The 14,205-nt window shown below is 66.5% G+C and carries 12 protein-coding genes; 8 read left to right on the forward strand and 4 right to left on the reverse strand.

From position 1 onward, the window contains the following. The first annotated feature begins 106 nt into the window (after window positions 1-106). Complete coding sequence (locus ADT71_RS11080) at window positions 107-1,141, forward strand: chemotaxis protein CheB (RefSeq protein WP_054436827.1); 1,035 nt, start codon at window positions 107-109, stop codon at window positions 1,139-1,141. A gap of 69 nt (window positions 1,142-1,210) precedes the next feature. On the opposite strand, the gene ADT71_RS11085 is transcribed toward ADT71_RS11080, so the two are convergent. From ADT71_RS11085 to ADT71_RS11095, 4 genes are all read right to left on the reverse strand, one after another. Then, window positions 1,211-2,764 carry a DHA2 family efflux MFS transporter permease subunit gene (locus ADT71_RS11085; protein ID WP_054436828.1) on the reverse strand — a complete coding sequence of 518 codons (1,554 nt, stop codon included), beginning with the start codon at window positions 2,762-2,764 and terminating at the stop codon, window positions 1,211-1,213. Further along, window positions 2,764-3,903: an HlyD family efflux transporter periplasmic adaptor subunit gene (locus ADT71_RS11090; RefSeq protein ID WP_054436831.1), complete on the reverse strand. Its 1,140-nt coding sequence runs from the start codon at window positions 3,901-3,903 to the stop codon at window positions 2,764-2,766. The genes ADT71_RS11085 and ADT71_RS11090 overlap by 1 nt, the downstream gene beginning before the upstream one ends. 136 nt (window positions 3,904-4,039) lie before the next feature. Beyond that, on the reverse strand, window positions 4,040-4,297 hold the full coding sequence (locus ADT71_RS33515; RefSeq protein WP_369818231.1) for a TolC family protein: 258 nt from the start codon (window positions 4,295-4,297) through the stop codon (window positions 4,040-4,042). Continuing rightward, entirely contained in the window at window positions 4,198-5,364 is a 1,167-nt protein-coding gene (locus ADT71_RS11095) for an efflux transporter outer membrane subunit (RefSeq protein ID WP_231635805.1), read from the reverse strand. Before ADT71_RS11095 ends, ADT71_RS33515 begins: the two co-directional genes overlap by 100 nt. Window positions 5,365-5,430: 66 nt before the next feature. Between ADT71_RS11095 and ADT71_RS11100 the strand changes: the two genes are divergently transcribed. The 7 genes from ADT71_RS11100 to ADT71_RS11125 all read left to right on the forward strand — a co-directional run bounded on the left by ADT71_RS11100 (window position 5,431) and on the right by ADT71_RS11125 (window position 14,098). Then, window positions 5,431-6,051 (forward strand): TetR/AcrR family transcriptional regulator, encoded by a 621-nt coding sequence (locus ADT71_RS11100; RefSeq protein WP_054436833.1) that lies wholly within the window; start codon window positions 5,431-5,433, stop codon window positions 6,049-6,051. 156 nt (window positions 6,052-6,207) lie between these two features. After that, the gene (locus tag ADT71_RS11105; protein ID WP_231635806.1) at window positions 6,208-9,603 is read left to right on the forward strand and encodes an acyl-[ACP]--phospholipid O-acyltransferase; all 3,396 of its coding nucleotides are present in this window, start codon (window positions 6,208-6,210) and stop codon (window positions 9,601-9,603) included. A gap of 68 nt (window positions 9,604-9,671) precedes the next feature. Next, window positions 9,672-10,163, forward strand: a complete 492-nt coding sequence (locus ADT71_RS11110; protein WP_054436837.1) for an asparaginase domain-containing protein — start codon at window positions 9,672-9,674, stop codon at window positions 10,161-10,163. A gap of 201 nt (window positions 10,164-10,364) precedes the next feature. Beyond that, entirely contained in the window at window positions 10,365-10,973 is a 609-nt protein-coding gene (locus tag ADT71_RS33520; protein ID WP_255351632.1) for a PAS domain-containing protein, read from the forward strand. Beyond that, complete coding sequence (locus ADT71_RS33525) at window positions 10,970-11,821, forward strand: ATP-binding protein (RefSeq protein ID WP_255351633.1); 852 nt, start codon at window positions 10,970-10,972, stop codon at window positions 11,819-11,821. The genes ADT71_RS33520 and ADT71_RS33525 overlap by 4 nt, the downstream gene beginning before the upstream one ends. Continuing rightward, on the forward strand, window positions 11,814-12,263 hold the full coding sequence (locus ADT71_RS11120) for a response regulator (protein ID WP_054436838.1): 450 nt from the start codon (window positions 11,814-11,816) through the stop codon (window positions 12,261-12,263). The genes ADT71_RS33525 and ADT71_RS11120 overlap by 8 nt, the downstream gene beginning before the upstream one ends. 68 nt (window positions 12,264-12,331) lie before the next feature. Next, a complete protein-coding gene (locus ADT71_RS11125; protein ID WP_054436840.1) occupies window positions 12,332-14,098 on the forward strand; it encodes a bifunctional diguanylate cyclase/phosphodiesterase in 1,767 nt (588 codons plus the stop codon). Window positions 14,099-14,205: the final 107 nt, after the last annotated feature.

The following is a 14,205-nucleotide window of genomic DNA, read 5'->3' on the forward strand; positions in this document are numbered from 1 at the left end:
CCCCGGGCTCAGGCGAGTCCCGTATCGGGATGGAGGGATTTCGTTCCATCCTTGGCGCTATCGCGGGCGCCCCAATGCGGTTTTTCGCAAACGAGAAGGCCCCCTCATGCATGACGCCCGCGTGCTGGTAGTCGACGATTCAGCCGCCATGCGCGCGCTTTTCTGCGACGTGCTGGAGCAGTCCAAGAACGTGCGCGTCGTCGGCACTGCCGCCAGCGCCGCCGAAGCCCGCGACCAGATCGCCGAGCTTTTGCCCAATGTCGTCACGCTCGACGTCGAGATGCCGGGAATGAGCGGAATCGAGTTCCTGGAGGAGATCATGAGCACCAATCCGATGCCCGTGGTCATGCTGTCCGCCCTGACACAGAGCGGCACTGAAACGTCACTGAAAGCCTTTGAGCTGGGGGCGGTGGAATGTTTCCCCAAGCCGCTCAAGGCGACGCCCGAACAATTCGCCAAGACCGTGGGCAAGCTCGGCAAGATCGTCCTTGCCGCCGCCAATTCCAACGTCAGGGACCGTCCCCGCCACCGCGCCGCCAAGCCCGCCGAGGATAACGGCGGCTATGTCGCCAATGGCCGCCTTGCCGCCTTCAGCACGTCGATGGGCGGTGTCGACGCCCTGACCGAAGTGCTCTCCCACTATCCGAAGTCGTGCCCGCCGACGGTGATCGTGCTCCAGACCGAACCGGCGCTCGCCGAGATGTTCATCGCCCGCGCCGACAAGGACAGCGCCTGCGCCGTCAAGGCCGCTGCCGACGGGGCCGAGCTGGTGCCGGGCGTGGTCCACATCGCTTTCGATCCCGGCCGCCACGTCATCGTGGAACCCGGCGCCCCGGCGCGCATTCGCCTGGTCGAACGCGATCCGGTCGAGGGCTTCCGTCCATCCGCCACGCTGCTGTTCGGCTCCATCGGCCGGGGCGGCATGCCCGCCATCGGCGCAGTGCTGACCGGCATGGGCGAGGACGGCGCCAAGGGGCTCAAGCTGCTTCAGGCGGCGGGCTGCCGCACCCTTGCGCAGGACCGGGCGAGCGCCACGGTGCCGCAGGCCCCCGCCGCCGCGGTCGAAGCGGGCGCGGTGGATGCGGAACTCAAGCTGGAGGATCTCGCGGCCGACGTGCTGGCCAGCTGCGGCGCAGGCTGACAGAGAAAAGCCGCCGACGCCGGGGGGGATGGCATCGACGGCTCTCCTGGCCTCAGGCGGGACGAGGGATCAGTGCCCGCCCGAAGCCGGCTTCGCACCGCGCGGGGGACGCGGGGCGATCCAGATGGTCATGGCTGCGATCAGCAGCAGGATGGCGCAGAGGGCGAAGACGTGGACGGTGCCCAGCGCCGTCCCCTGCGCGGTAACGAGGTTGTCGATCGTGCCGCGCGCCTGCTCCATGGACATGCCTGCCTGCTGAAGCTGGTTCACGGTCTGCTCCGAACCGTTGAGCATTCCCGACAGTTCGGCCTTGTTGTGGCGGGACATGTCGTCCCAGGTCGTCGTGACCAGCGCGGTGGCGATGGCGCCCGCCAGTGTGCGGCCGAAGTTGGCGATGCCCGCAGCCGATGCGGTTTCGTCGGGCCGCACCGAACTGAGGCTGATCGTGGTGAGCGGCACCATGAACAGCGACACCCCGACACCCTGCACCAGCTGCGGCCAGGAAATCGCCCAGAACGTGGAATCGCTGGACCAGCCGGTGCGGAACACCGCGCACATCGCGATCCACGAGATGCCGATGAACACCAGCAGCCTGGGATCGAAACGCTGCATCAGCTTGGGCACGAAGGGCGATGCGATCACCGCCAGCACGCCGGAGAAGGCCATCGCCTCGCCCGCCTGCGTGGCGGTGTAGCCCATCGAGGTCTGGAGCCATTGCGGGATCACCACCACGGACGAGAAGTAGGTGCCGAAGGCGATGGTCAGCGAGAAGGTCGCCGCGCTGAACCCCCGGTGCCGGAACACCTTCAGGTCCACCACGGGATGCTCCTCGGTCAGTTCCCACACCACGAAGGCGATGAAGAAGATCACCGCGATGCAGGCCAGCGCCACGATGAAGGGCGAACCGAACCAGTCGTGCTCACGGCCGAGATCGAGCATCATCTGGAATGCGCCGACCCAGCAGATCAGCAGGAACAGCCCCACCATGTCGATCGGCAGCGAGCGCGTCGGCGTCTCCATGCCCTTGAGGATCGTGGCGAGCGCGAAGAACACCAGGATCACGATCGGCACGTTGATGAAGAAGATCCACTCCCACGACCAGTTGTCGGCGATGTAGCCGCCCAGGATCGGGCCCGCGATCGGGGCCGTCACCACGGTCATCGCCCACATCGCCATGGCGCGCGGGTGCATGTGCTTGGGGAAGATCCGCAGCAGCAGGGTCTGCGTAAGCGGCATCAGCGGACCGCCGCAGAACCCCTGCCCGAGGCGGAACACCACCAGCAGCGGGAAAGTATGCGCGATGCCACAAAGCGCGGAAAACACGCCGAAGCCCACCAGCGACATGAGGAACACGCGCAAGGTGCCGAAGCGGCCGGAAAGCCACCCCGTCAGCGGAACGCAGATCGCCTCGGCCACCGCGTAGGACGTGATCGCCCAGGTGCCGTTGGACACCGAAACGCCAAGCCCGCCCGCGATGTGCGGGATCGAGACGTTGGCGATCGTCATGTCGAGCACGACGACGAAGTTCGCCATGGCCAGCAGGAAGCCCGCGATCAGCAGCTTCCCGCCCGTCAGAGTGCCTTCCTCGCCTGCTCCGGCTCCGGCAGCAGGTGCGCTGGCCATCAGTCGGCGTCCGCCAGTTCGATCTCGGCATCCATCGAGAGACCGATGCGCAGCGGATGCGCCTCAAGCTCCTTGGGATCGAGCTCGATGCGAACCGGCAGGCGCTGCACCACCTTGATCCAGTTGCCGGTCGCGTTCTGGGCCGGGATCAGCGAGAAGGCCGAACCGGTGCCGCCCGCAAAGCCGATCACCTTGCCGTGGTAGACCACGCCGCTGCCGTAGAAGTCCGACTTGAGCGTCGCCTTCTGGCCGGGGCGGACCTTGCCGAGCTGCGTCTCCTTGAAGTTCGCATCGACATAGAGGTGGCCCACCGGAACCACGGTCATCGCCACGCCGCCGGTCTGGACCTTCTGGCCGACCTGGATGGCGCGCTTGGCGATCACGCCGTCGATCGGCGCGCGCACGACGGTGCGTTCGAGGTCGAGCTTCGCCTGATCGAGCTTGGCCTGGGCCTGGCGGATTTCGGGTGCGGTGGTGTCCGTGGTGCCCTTGGTGAGAGCGACCGAGGCTTCTTCCTGACGGCGGGCGCTGACGGCGGCGGCCTGCATCTGGGCGAGCATGGCGCGCGCTTCGCTGGCGGCGGCCTGCGCCGAGGACAGCTGCTGGCGGGCGGTGGTCAGTTCGTCACCCGAAACCGCGCCGCTGCCGACAAGGGCCTGACGGCGGGCGAAGTCGGTCTTCGCCTTGGTCAGGGTGGCCTCCGCCGAAGCCACGCTGGCCTTGGCCGAATTGATCTGCGCGTCACTGGCGTCCGCCGAAGCGCCGAGCGCGCGGTTCTGCGCCAGCGACTGCCCGTAGCGACGCTGCGCCGCGGCGAGTTCGGCTTCGGCCTGCGCCAGCGCGATGCGCTGGTCGGCATCCTCGATGCGGAACAGCAGCTGCCCCTTGCGGACGGGCTGGGTATCCGTCACGAGCACTTCGACCACGCGGCCCGAAGTCAGCGGGGTCACTTGCGCATTGTCGCCGCCGACATAGGCATTGTCGGTCGAAACCGAGCGGCTGCCGATGAAGACATCATAAGCGAAATAGATCAGGCCCACCGCCGCCACGCCAACGGCAAGGCCGATCAGGAGCGGCTTGCGCTTGTTTTTGTTGAGAACGCTCCCGGAGCCCTGCTCATTGGTTTGTTCGTCACTCATTACTCGGGAGCCTTCTTGCTTGAATTGTCTTCGTAACCGCCGCCCAGCGCGCGCTTGAGCGCGACTTCGCTGGCAAGGGTCCGGAAATGGGCATCGACGGCGGCCTGCCGCGCATCGAGCGCGGTGGTCTCGGCGCTCAGCGCGTCGAGGTAGTTGCCAAGGCGCCCTTGTAGCGCTTCATGGCGATGTCGTAGGCGCGGGCCGACTGGTCCCGCGCGTCCGCCGAGGCCTGTTCCTGCTCGGCCGCCGCATTGCGCGTGGCGAGCGCATCGGCCACGTCCTGCAGCGCGCCGATCACGGCGCCGTTATAGTCCGCCACCGCAAGATCGTAGGCGCCGCGAACCTTGGTGTATTCGCCCTTGAGCCGGCCGCCCTGGAAGATCGGCAGGCTGATCGCGCCGCCGGCGTTTCCATAAGTGGACCGCTCTTGAACAGGTTCGAGAGGCCGAGCGACTGGAGGCCGAACAGGCCGCTGATCGAGATATCGGGCAGGAAGGCGGCCTTGGCGGCATCGATCCGCTTGCCCGCGCCTTCGGCGCGCAGACGCGCCGCAACGATGTCGGGACGGCGACCGACCAGGCCGATGCCGGCATCGGCCGGAACCGGCGTGACCGGCAGGCTGGTGATCGCGGTCGGCACGATGGCGAGGCCGCGATCCGGCCCGGCGCCAAGCAGCGCGGCAAGCGCGTGGCGGCGCAGCAGGATCTGTTCGTCATTGGCGGAAAGCGCGGCCCGCGCGGAAGCCGACAGCGACTGCGACTGGCGCAGCGGCAGTTCGCTGTCGAGGCCCTGACGGTTGCGCTGATCGCTGAGCGTGACCATCGCCTCGCGCGCCTTCACCGCTTCCTTCAGCGCCTCTCCGCGCGCCACGAGGCGGGCGAGGTCGAAGTAGGAGGAGACCACGTTCGAGGAGAGCATCAGCTCGGCCTGGCGGGCATCGGCCTCGGCGGCTTTCTCCTCGGAAGTCGCGGCGGCGAGCGCCTTGCGGTACTTGCCCCAGAGATCGAGGTCGAAATCGCCCGAGAGCGCCAGATCGCCGGTGCTCTTCCAGCCCTTGGGCACGAAGTCGGCCGGGATGCCGTTGTTGTAGCTCTGCTTGGTGCCGCCCGCTGAACCCTGCCCGTTGACGGTCGGCAGGGTGGAAGCCCCGGCCACCAGGGTTGCGCCGCGCGCCTGCATGATGCGGGCCTGCGCCTCGGCCACGTCGGGCGAGTTGGCCAGTGCCTCGGCCACCAGGGCATCGAGCTGGGCATCGCCATAGGCGGTCCACCACTGCTGCTGCGGCCATGCCCCGTCGGACGCCGCGCCCGGCGGCGACGCCAGCGACCGGGCGCTGTCCAGGGTTGCGGGAGCCCGCATCTGCGGCTTCGGCCCGAGGTCGGGCACGGCGCAGGCGGACAGCGAAAGGCCTACGGCGAGCATCGAAGCTGCCGCGACTCGGGGAAGATTGATCGTACTCATCAGTACAGTTTTTATCGGAGCCCGGCTTGCGCCTGTCAACGGAAAAGTGTACTGACCAGTACCACTATGACAGAAAATCCGGGCAAGAGAGAACTCAACAAGGCGAAAAAGCGCGCCGCCATCGTGGAAGTTGCAACGAAGTCCTTCTTCGAGCGGGGCTATGCCGCCACCACGATGTCTTCGATCGCCGATGAACTGGGCGGCTCGAAAGCCACGCTCTGGGCGCACTTCAGCTCGAAGGAAGAGCTTTTCGCCGCCGTGGTGGACAACAAGGTCGACAGCTTCTCGCAGGACGTGAACGAGGTGCTCACCGGGCAGACCTTCTCGTTCGCCGCGCTGCGGCGCGCCTGCCTGCGCTTCCTCGACTGCCTGCTGCGCGAGAATTCGGTGCAGCTCTTCCGGCTCGTCGTCAGCGAGGGCGAACGGTTCCCCGAGATCAACGAAATGTTCTACGAACGCGGCCCGTCGAAATTCCGGGCTTGCGTGACCTCGTTCTACGAAACCCAGTTCACCCGCGAGGAGGCCGAGCGGCTGACCCAGCTTACGGTTTCGGCGCTGGTGGGCTTTCGCTCCGACATTCTGATGCGGCCCGCGCGCCCCACCCTCAAGGAACGCGAAGGCTTCGTGGACGATCTCATCGGCCTGATCGACTGGCCCCGCCGCCCCTGCCCGCAAGCTGCGGACTGACACTGCACAAGGAAATTGATCGGCGCTCAGAATTAAATTGAGCGCCGTATATTTTTGTGTCACACGATCGTCACGGCGGGAGTGCCTTCGGGCATTTACCGCTTGTGAATTTTCCCGAGCCCATGGAAACGTCCACGGCAACCGAGGGGGATAGGCGTGTCGGCACCTGATTTTTCATTGCTTTCGAGGCGGCGTTTCGCGCCGATGTTCTGCGTCCAGTTCCTGGGCGCCTTCAATGACAACCTGCTGAAATACGCGATGCTGCTGCTGGCCAATTACGGCCTGCTGCGCGATGCGCCGGACAAGGCGGGGATGCTCTCGGTCGTGGCGACCGGGCTGTTCACGCTGCCCTATTTCCTGTTCTCGGCGCTGGCCGGGCAGATTGCCGACCGGATCGACAAGGCCCGCCTCGTGCGCTGGATCAAGGCGGCGGAAGTGGGGATCATGGGCATCGCGCTCCTCGGCTTCGCGCTGGAATCGATCGCGCTGCTGCTCGCCAGCCTGTTCCTGATGGGTCTTCATTCGACGATCTTCGGGCCGGTGAAATACTCGATCCTGCCCCAGCACCTGTCCGAGCGTGAAGTCATGGGCGGCACCGGCCTGATCGAGGCCGGCACTTTCCTGGCGATCCTCGGCGGGCAATTGCTGGCCGGGCAAGTGGTGCCGTGGGAAGCCGGGCTGGTCGCCATGGGCCTTGCGGTGGTGGGCTGGCTGGCCGCGCTGGCCGTTCCGCCCGCGCCGCCCAGCCGTGACGGCCATCCGATCGACTGGAACATCGCGCGCGGGACCTGGGCCGTGCTGGTCGCCGCGCACAAGGGCCGGGGCATCTGGCTGGCGGTGCTCGGCATAAGCTGGTTCTTCACGGCAGGCGCGGTGCTGCTGACCGAGTTCGTTCCCCTCGTCTCCGACACGCTGCAGGCGCGCAAGGAAGTGGCGACGCTGTTCCTGGTGATCTTCTCGGTAACGATCGCGCTCGGCTCGATGACGGTGAACCGCCTGCTCAAGGGCGAGGTTTCCGCCCGCTACGTTCCCGTCAGCGCGTTGATGCTGTCGATCGGCCTGATCGACCTGTGGCTCTCCACGCGCGGGTTCGTGCCCACTGCGATCGACGCCACCGTGCGCCAGTTCGCCGCCGATCCGCAATCGTGGAAGATCTTCGCGGACCTGGTGGTAATCGCCTTCTCCGGCGGCATGTTCATCGTGCCGCTCTACGCGATCCTCCAGATCCATTCCGCGCCGGAGGAACGTTCGCAGGTCATTGCCGCCAACAACATCCTCAACGCAGGCATGACCGTGGCCGCCATCGCCGTTGTCGCGGTGCTGCTGGGCAGCGGCATGAGCGTGCCGGGCGTCATCGGCGTTCTCGGCTTCGCCACGCTGGCGGTGGCGGTGGTCTCGATCTGGCTGCTGCCCGAAACCCTGTTCAAGGCGGTGATCCGGGCCGTGCTCAAGGCGCTCTACCGGGTCGAGGTAACGGGCATGGAAAACATGCCGAAGCCCGGCCAACCGGCGGTCGTTGTGGTCAATCACCTTTCCTATCTCGACGGCCTGCTGCTGGGGGCGTTCCTTCCCGGCAAGCCGACTTTCGCGGTCCACACCGCCATCGCCAAAAGCTGGTGGATCCAGCCGTTCCTCAAGCTGTTCCGTGCTTTCCCGGTCGATCCCACCAACCCGATGGCGGCCAAGGCGATGGTCCGCGCCGTAAAGGAAGGCCGGACGCTGGTGATCTTCCCCGAAGGCCGCATCACCGTGACCGGCGCACTGATGAAAGTGTTCGACGGCCCCGGCATGGTGGCCGACAAGGCCGACGCGCCGATCGTGCCCGTCCGTCTTGACGGGCCGCAGTACACGCCCTTCTCCCACCTCAAGGGCAAGGTCCGCCAGCGCTGGTTCCCCAAGGTCTCGATCGACGTGCTGCCCGCGCGCCGCTTCTCGATCGAGGGCGAGATGACCGCCCGCCAGCGCCGCGCCATCGCCGGGCGCCGTCTCTATGACGAGATGAGCCGGATGATCTTCGACACCAGCCACACGGACCGCACCCTGTTCGCCGCGCTCTGCGATGCGCGCGAAGTGCATGGCGGCAAGACCAGGGTGGTGGAGGACATCAAGCGCACCCCGCTCAGCTACGACCGCCTGATCCTCGGCGCCGAACTGCTGGGCGAGCGCCTCGCCTTCCGCACCCGCCCCGGCGAGGCGGTAGGCCTGCTGCTGCCCAACGTCAGCGGCGTGGCACTGGCCTTCTTCGCGCTTCAGGCGGAAGGCCGGGTTCCGGCCATGCTGAACTTCACCGTCGGCCAGGCCAGCCTGGTTTCCGCCTGCGCCACCGCGAAGATCGAAACGGTGGTCACCGCGCGCGCCTTCATCGAGCAGGGCAAGCTGGAAGCCACGATCGCCGCGCTGAAGGCGGACGGGCGCAAGGTACTCTACCTCGAGGACCTTGCCGCCGAGATCGGCACTTTCGCCAAGCTCTGGCACATGGTTTCCGCCCGCGCCGCCGATGGCCGCCACGCCCGCCGCAAGGTCTCTCCCGATGCGCCGGCGGTGATCCTGTTCACCTCCGGCTCAGAAGGCGCCCCCAAGGGCGTGGTGCTGACCCACCGCAACCTGCTGTCCAACTGCGCGCAGCTTGCCGCGCGGATCGACTTCAACCCCGCAGACGTGGTGCTGAACGCGCTGCCGGTGTTCCACTCGTTCGGGCTGACCGGAGGCACCCTGCTGCCGCTGCTGAACGGCATCCGCACGGTGTTCTACCCGAGCCCCCTGCACTACCGCATCGTACCCGCGCTCGCCTACGACGCCAATGCCACGATCCTGTTCGGCACCGACACTTTCCTCTCCGGCTATGCCCGCATGGCGCATAGCTACGACTTCTACTCGCTGCGCTACATCTTCGCGGGCGCGGAGAAGGTGCGCGAGGAAACCCGGCGTACTTATGCCGACAAGTTCGGCCTGCGCATCCTCGAAGGCTACGGCGCCACCGAGTGCGCGCCGGTGATCGCGGTAAACACGCCGATGCACTTCAGGGCGGGCACCGTCGGCCGGATGCTGCCGGCGATGGAAGCGCGGCTCGAGGAAGTGCCCGGCATCACCGAGGGCGGACGCCTTTACGTGCGCGGGCCGAACGTCATGGCGGGCTACCTGCTGGCGAGCGAGCCTGGCGTGCTCCAGCCGCCCGCCGAGGGCTGGCACGACACCGGCGATATCGTCACCATCGACGAGGTCGGCTTCGTCACCATTCGCGGCCGCGCCAAGCGCTTCGCCAAGATCGCGGGCGAAATGGTCTCCGTTCCCGCGGTAGAGGGTTATGCCGCCAAAGTCTGGCCCGATGCGGAGAACGCGGTCGTCACCCGGCCCGACCCGAGAAAGGGCGAGCAACTGGTGCTCTACACCACGGCCGGGGGCGCGGATCACAAGGCGCTTCAGGAATGGGGCCGCGCCAACGGCGTTGCCGAGCTCATGATCCCGCGCGATATCCGGGTGCTCGATGCCTTGCCGGTGCTGGGAACCGGCAAGATCGACTATGTGACCCTGGGCGAAATGGCGAAAGGCTGAGTGCAAGGCCGGTGGCGGGCGGTGTTCGGACGTTGCTCCGCACCCGCCTTCCGGTTTAAAGGCGCGGGATGACCCAGGCACCCATTCTCGTCATCACCACCGGCGGCACCTTCGACAAGCAGTACTTCGACGCGCTCAGCGAATATCAGATCGTCGAGAGCGTGATCGAGAAGCTGCTCAAGGTCGCGCGCGTCGCCCACCCGTTCCGCGTGGTCGAGCTGCTGCGCAAGGACAGTCTCGAACTCACCGGAGAGGACCGCGCGCTGATCGCGGCGACCATCGCCGCCGCGCCGGAAACCCATGTCGTCATCACTCACGGCACCGACACCATGACCGACACCGCCAAGGTGCTTGCCGACATCCCCGGCAAGACCATGGTGCTGACCGGCGCGCTGGCCCCGGCACGTTTCGCCGAGAGCGACGCCACCTTCAACCTCGGCATGGCCTTCGCCTGCACCCAGTCCGCACCCGAAGGCGTATGGATCACGATGAACGGTTCGGTGTTTAACGGGCTCAAGGTCCGCAAGGACCGCGAAGCCGGAAAATTCGTGGCAATTTGACACCGCAATCGTTGCTAATGATCGTTAACTAGGGAGATCCCCGGAAAGCACCTTTCGTCAGGTGCAAAGGGGCTGCCCCTAATCATTACCGCAGGAGGCCGATCCTGCGTCGTTTCAAGAACGCAACACGACCTCCCGGTCGCACCGTTACGCCGGCTCCCTTCGCGGGGAGCGGGCCATTCGCTGCAATAGGGAGTGACTGTGTCGATAGCGCTTCAGAATCAGGCCGAGGTTCACGCCGCGCTGGCTCATGCGCCGATCGGCGCCATGATAATCGACGAAGCCGGCGTCATCTCCTGGGCGAACCAGGCGGTCGCGGCCCTGCTCGGCGAACCGGACCCTGCGGCGCTGCGCCTGACGCTGGCCTTCGTCTGGCTGCCCGAAGACGATGCCGAGGTCCTGCGCCAGATGCTGGACATGTTCTTCGCCGCCCCGGTGGATGCCCGGCCCACCTGGTCCCGCGTGGTCCCGATCCAGACGATGGAAGGCATCCGGCAAACCGCGGAACTGACGCTGACTTGCGCGCCGGGGGACTTCGACAAGCGCGCATTGCTCTATTTCCAGAGCCTGACCCGCCAGACCATCGCCGAAAAGCGCTTCTCCCAGGTCTTCGAGAACCTGCCGCTCGGCGCGCTGGTGGTCGATACCCGCCAGCGCATCGTCCAGGTCAATTCCGCGCTCGCCAGCGAGTTCGGCTACCCGCGCGAGGAACTGGTCGGCCAGCCGCTCGAAACGCTGCTGCCCGCCCGCTGCCGTCCGGCGCACCGTGAACATGTCGAAGGCTATGTCGCGCGCCGGCATCGCGGATGATGGGCACCGGCCGCGATCTCACCGGGCTCCACCGCTCGGGCCAGGAAATCCCGGTCGAGATCGCCCTCACCCGGCTGGAAAACGCGGCGCAGCCGATGTTCATGGCGATCGTCAGCGACATTTCCTCGCGCAAGCGCAGCGAGACGGCGCTCCAGCAGACCAATGCCCAGCTTGAGGAGTTCACTTACGTCGCCAGCCATGACCTGCGCTCTCCGCTGCGCGGGATCGGCGACCTCGTCACCTGGATTCGCGAGGACCTGAGCGGTTTCGAACTGCCGGACGACGTGCAGTACAACTTCGACCGGATTTCCCTGCGGATCGACCGGGCCGAACAGATGATCGACGATCTCCTCCGCTATGCCCGCGCCGGCGTGCGCGACACCGACATGGAGACGATCTCCCCCGCCGAACTGGTGGAAGAGGCGCTCGCCCTCGCCCTGGTGCCGGACAGCTTCACGATCGAGGTGGACCTGCAGGGCGGCGATATCGTCGCCCCGCGCGCGCCGCTCTCCACCTCGCTGCGCAATCTCATCGGCAACGCCGTAAAGCACCACGGCGGCGCGTCCGGCCGCGTGCGCATCACGATGCGCGAGGAAGGCCGCTTCTCGGTCTTCACGGTCGACGATGACGGTCAGGGCGTCACCCCCGGCAACGAGGAGCGCATCTTCAAGCTGTTCCACCGCGCCTCGCCCGGCACCAATGGAGACGGCGTCGGCCTCGCCTTCACCCGGCGCATGATCAACGCGCACGGCGGCATGGTGACGGTGCGTTCGCCCGGCGCGCTCGGCGGCGCCTCGTTCGAGATCCACTGGCCGCGCATTCTCCTGAAGGAACACGAGGATGAATGAGACCCGCCCCGCACCCGAAACCACCTGCGACTACACCGTGCTGGTCGTGGACGACGATGACGTGGCGCTCGAAGGCGTGCTGCGCAGCTTCCGCCGCCACGGCGTGCCGTGCCGCAGCCAGACCGCCGGAGACGGATGCGAGGCGCTGGACGTGCTGCGCGGCCGCCATCCCGCCAAGCAGCTCGCCACCCCGGTGATCGTCCTGCTCGATCTCAACATGCCGAACATGGACGGTTTCCAGTTCCTGGAGGCCCTGCGCGCCGATCCCGAGCTGAAGCGCACCGTGGTCTTCATCCTCAGCACCAGCGCGCGCGAGCAGGACCGTTCACGCGCCTACGACGAACATGTCGCCGGATACATGGTGAAGTCCGCCGTCGGCCCGCAGTTCGCCCAGCTCGCCCAGTTCATCACCAAGTACGCAACGACCCAGAACCTGCCCTGAAACAGGCCGATCGACACGATCCCATGAGCTTGCCTCACGGTCGCCCAACCCCGGAGGACTCGAATACGATGGAATATTCTCACAACGGCAAGACCGAAATCCACGCCCTCGTGGTGGACGACGACGACGTCGACCGGGAGCGGCTGATCCGCATGCTCCAGCGCGGGCCAAGATCGATCAACGTGATCGAGGCCAGTTCGCAGGCCGAAGCGCTCCAGATCATCCGCCATGCCGAGCCCGCGCTCGACATCGTGTTCCTCGACTTCGGGCTGTCCGACGGGGACGGGCGCGATCTCGTTCCCACCATCCGCGCCGAAGTCGATCAGGACTGCCCGATCGTCGCCGTCACCGGCAATGCCGACGAGCAGATCGCCGCGGATTCGATCAAGGCGGGCATGACCGAGTATCTCACCAAGCGCGCGCTTTCCCCCGAACGGGTGGCCGCATCGGTCGAGGAAGGGATCGCCTGGCGCAAGTATCGGCATGACTTGCGCCGTACCGAGGAGGAACTCACTCACCGCAGCCTGCACGACCCGCTCACCGACCTGCCCAACCGCACCCTGCTGTTCGACCGGCTGGGACAGGCCTGTGCCCGCGCGCGCCGCAACGGCAGTTCCTTCGCGGTGATGATGATCGACCTCGACCGCTTCAAGGAGATCAACGACAGCTTCGGCCATGCCGCCGGCGATGTCGTGCTCACCACCATCGGCCGGCGGCTGCGCGGCCACTTGCGCGAAGTGGATACGGTGGCAAGGCTCGGCGGCGACGAATTCGCGCTGCTGCTTCAGGACGTGCCCGACTACGACACCGCAACCGGCCTTGCCGGGAAGCTGGCACGGGTAATCGAACAGCCGATCGTCCACGAGAACCGCATCCTCCATGTCGGCGCCTCGATCGGCATCGCCATGTGCCCGCAGCGCGGCTATGCCCCCACCGGCCTGCTCTCCGCCGCCGACGATGCGATGTATGCGGCCAAGCGCGGGCTCGACAAGCTCGTGACCAGCCGCGAGAATCTGCCCGCCGCACCTGCCTTCGATCCCAAGGACATGCTGGAGGAGATCGACCAGGCCATCTCCCACGATGCCCTGGAATGGCACTGGCAGCCCAAGGTCGACCTTCGGGACGGGCGCGTGCTCGGCTTCGAGGCACTGGTCCGCTGGCGCCATCCGCGCAGCGGCAACATCCCCGCCGACCAGCTCATCCGCACGGTCGAACAGTCGCCCCTGCTGGAAACCTTCACCAACCAGTGCCTCGATACCGTGCTGGCCCAGTTCGCCCGCATCCAGGACAAGGTGGACGGCGCGTCCATCGCCATCAACGTCTCGGCCCGGATGCTCGAACGGCCGACTTTCGTGGACAGCGTGGTCGAACTGATCGAATGCCACCGCATCGCCCCCGAGCGGGTGACGCTGGAGCTGACCGAAACCGCGCTCATCACCAACCCCTCGCAAGCCAAGCGGGTGATCGAAAGCCTGCACGAGCACAAGATCCCGCTCTCCATCGACGATTTCGGGGCGGGCTTCACCTCGTTCGGTTATTTGCGCGAATTCGCGATCAGCGAGATCAAGATCGACCGCTCGTTCATCTCGCGCTTCACCGAGAACCGCTTCGACCAGTCCCTGGTCAACAGCCTCGTGGTGCTCTGCGAAAGCCTCGGTATCCCGCTGGTGGCCGAGGGCGTGGAGAATCCCGAGACGCAGGAACTGCTCGTCTCGCTCGGCTGCAACGCCGGGCAAGGCTACGGCATCTGCAAGCCGATGCCTTATGATGACGTGCTCGACTGGATGGACTCCTGGCGCAACCAGACCCCAATGATCCGGCAGGTCAACGCCTGAAAGGTCATGGGTCATGACCTGATCACCGGGGCGCGGACTACGCCCCGGTGATACCTGCGCGGCATCGGTCCATCGCTGCTGGACCCTGCCTGCGCCATTCGCGATCC

It is taken from the genome of Novosphingobium sp. ST904 (assembly GCF_001298105.1).
GTDB lineage: Bacteria > Pseudomonadota > Alphaproteobacteria > Sphingomonadales > Sphingomonadaceae > Novosphingobium.

What these genes read in the sequence shown, in the direction of transcription:
- ADT71_RS11080 (WP_054436827.1), top strand. Translation starts at nt 107, where the DNA reads ATGCATGACGCCCGCGTGCTGGTAGTCGACGATTCAGCCGCCATGCGC.
- ADT71_RS11085 (WP_054436828.1), bottom strand. Translation starts at nt 2,764, where the DNA reads ATGGCCAGCGCACCTGCTGCCGGAGCCGGAGCAGGCGAGGAAGGCACT.
- ADT71_RS11090 (WP_054436831.1), bottom strand. Translation starts at nt 3,903, where the DNA reads ATGAGTGACGAACAAACCAATGAGCAGGGCTCCGGGAGCGTTCTCAAC.
- ADT71_RS11095 (WP_231635805.1), bottom strand. Translation starts at nt 5,364, where the DNA reads ATGAGTACGATCAATCTTCCCCGAGTCGCGGCAGCTTCGATGCTCGCC.
- ADT71_RS11100 (WP_054436833.1), top strand. Translation starts at nt 5,431, where the DNA reads ATGACAGAAAATCCGGGCAAGAGAGAACTCAACAAGGCGAAAAAGCGC.
- ADT71_RS11110 (WP_054436837.1), top strand. Translation starts at nt 9,672, where the DNA reads ATGACCCAGGCACCCATTCTCGTCATCACCACCGGCGGCACCTTCGAC.
- ADT71_RS33525 (WP_255351633.1), top strand. Translation starts at nt 10,970, where the DNA reads ATGATGGGCACCGGCCGCGATCTCACCGGGCTCCACCGCTCGGGCCAG.
- ADT71_RS11120 (WP_054436838.1), top strand. Translation starts at nt 11,814, where the DNA reads ATGAATGAGACCCGCCCCGCACCCGAAACCACCTGCGACTACACCGTG.
- ADT71_RS11125 (WP_054436840.1), top strand. Translation starts at nt 12,332, where the DNA reads ATGGAATATTCTCACAACGGCAAGACCGAAATCCACGCCCTCGTGGTG.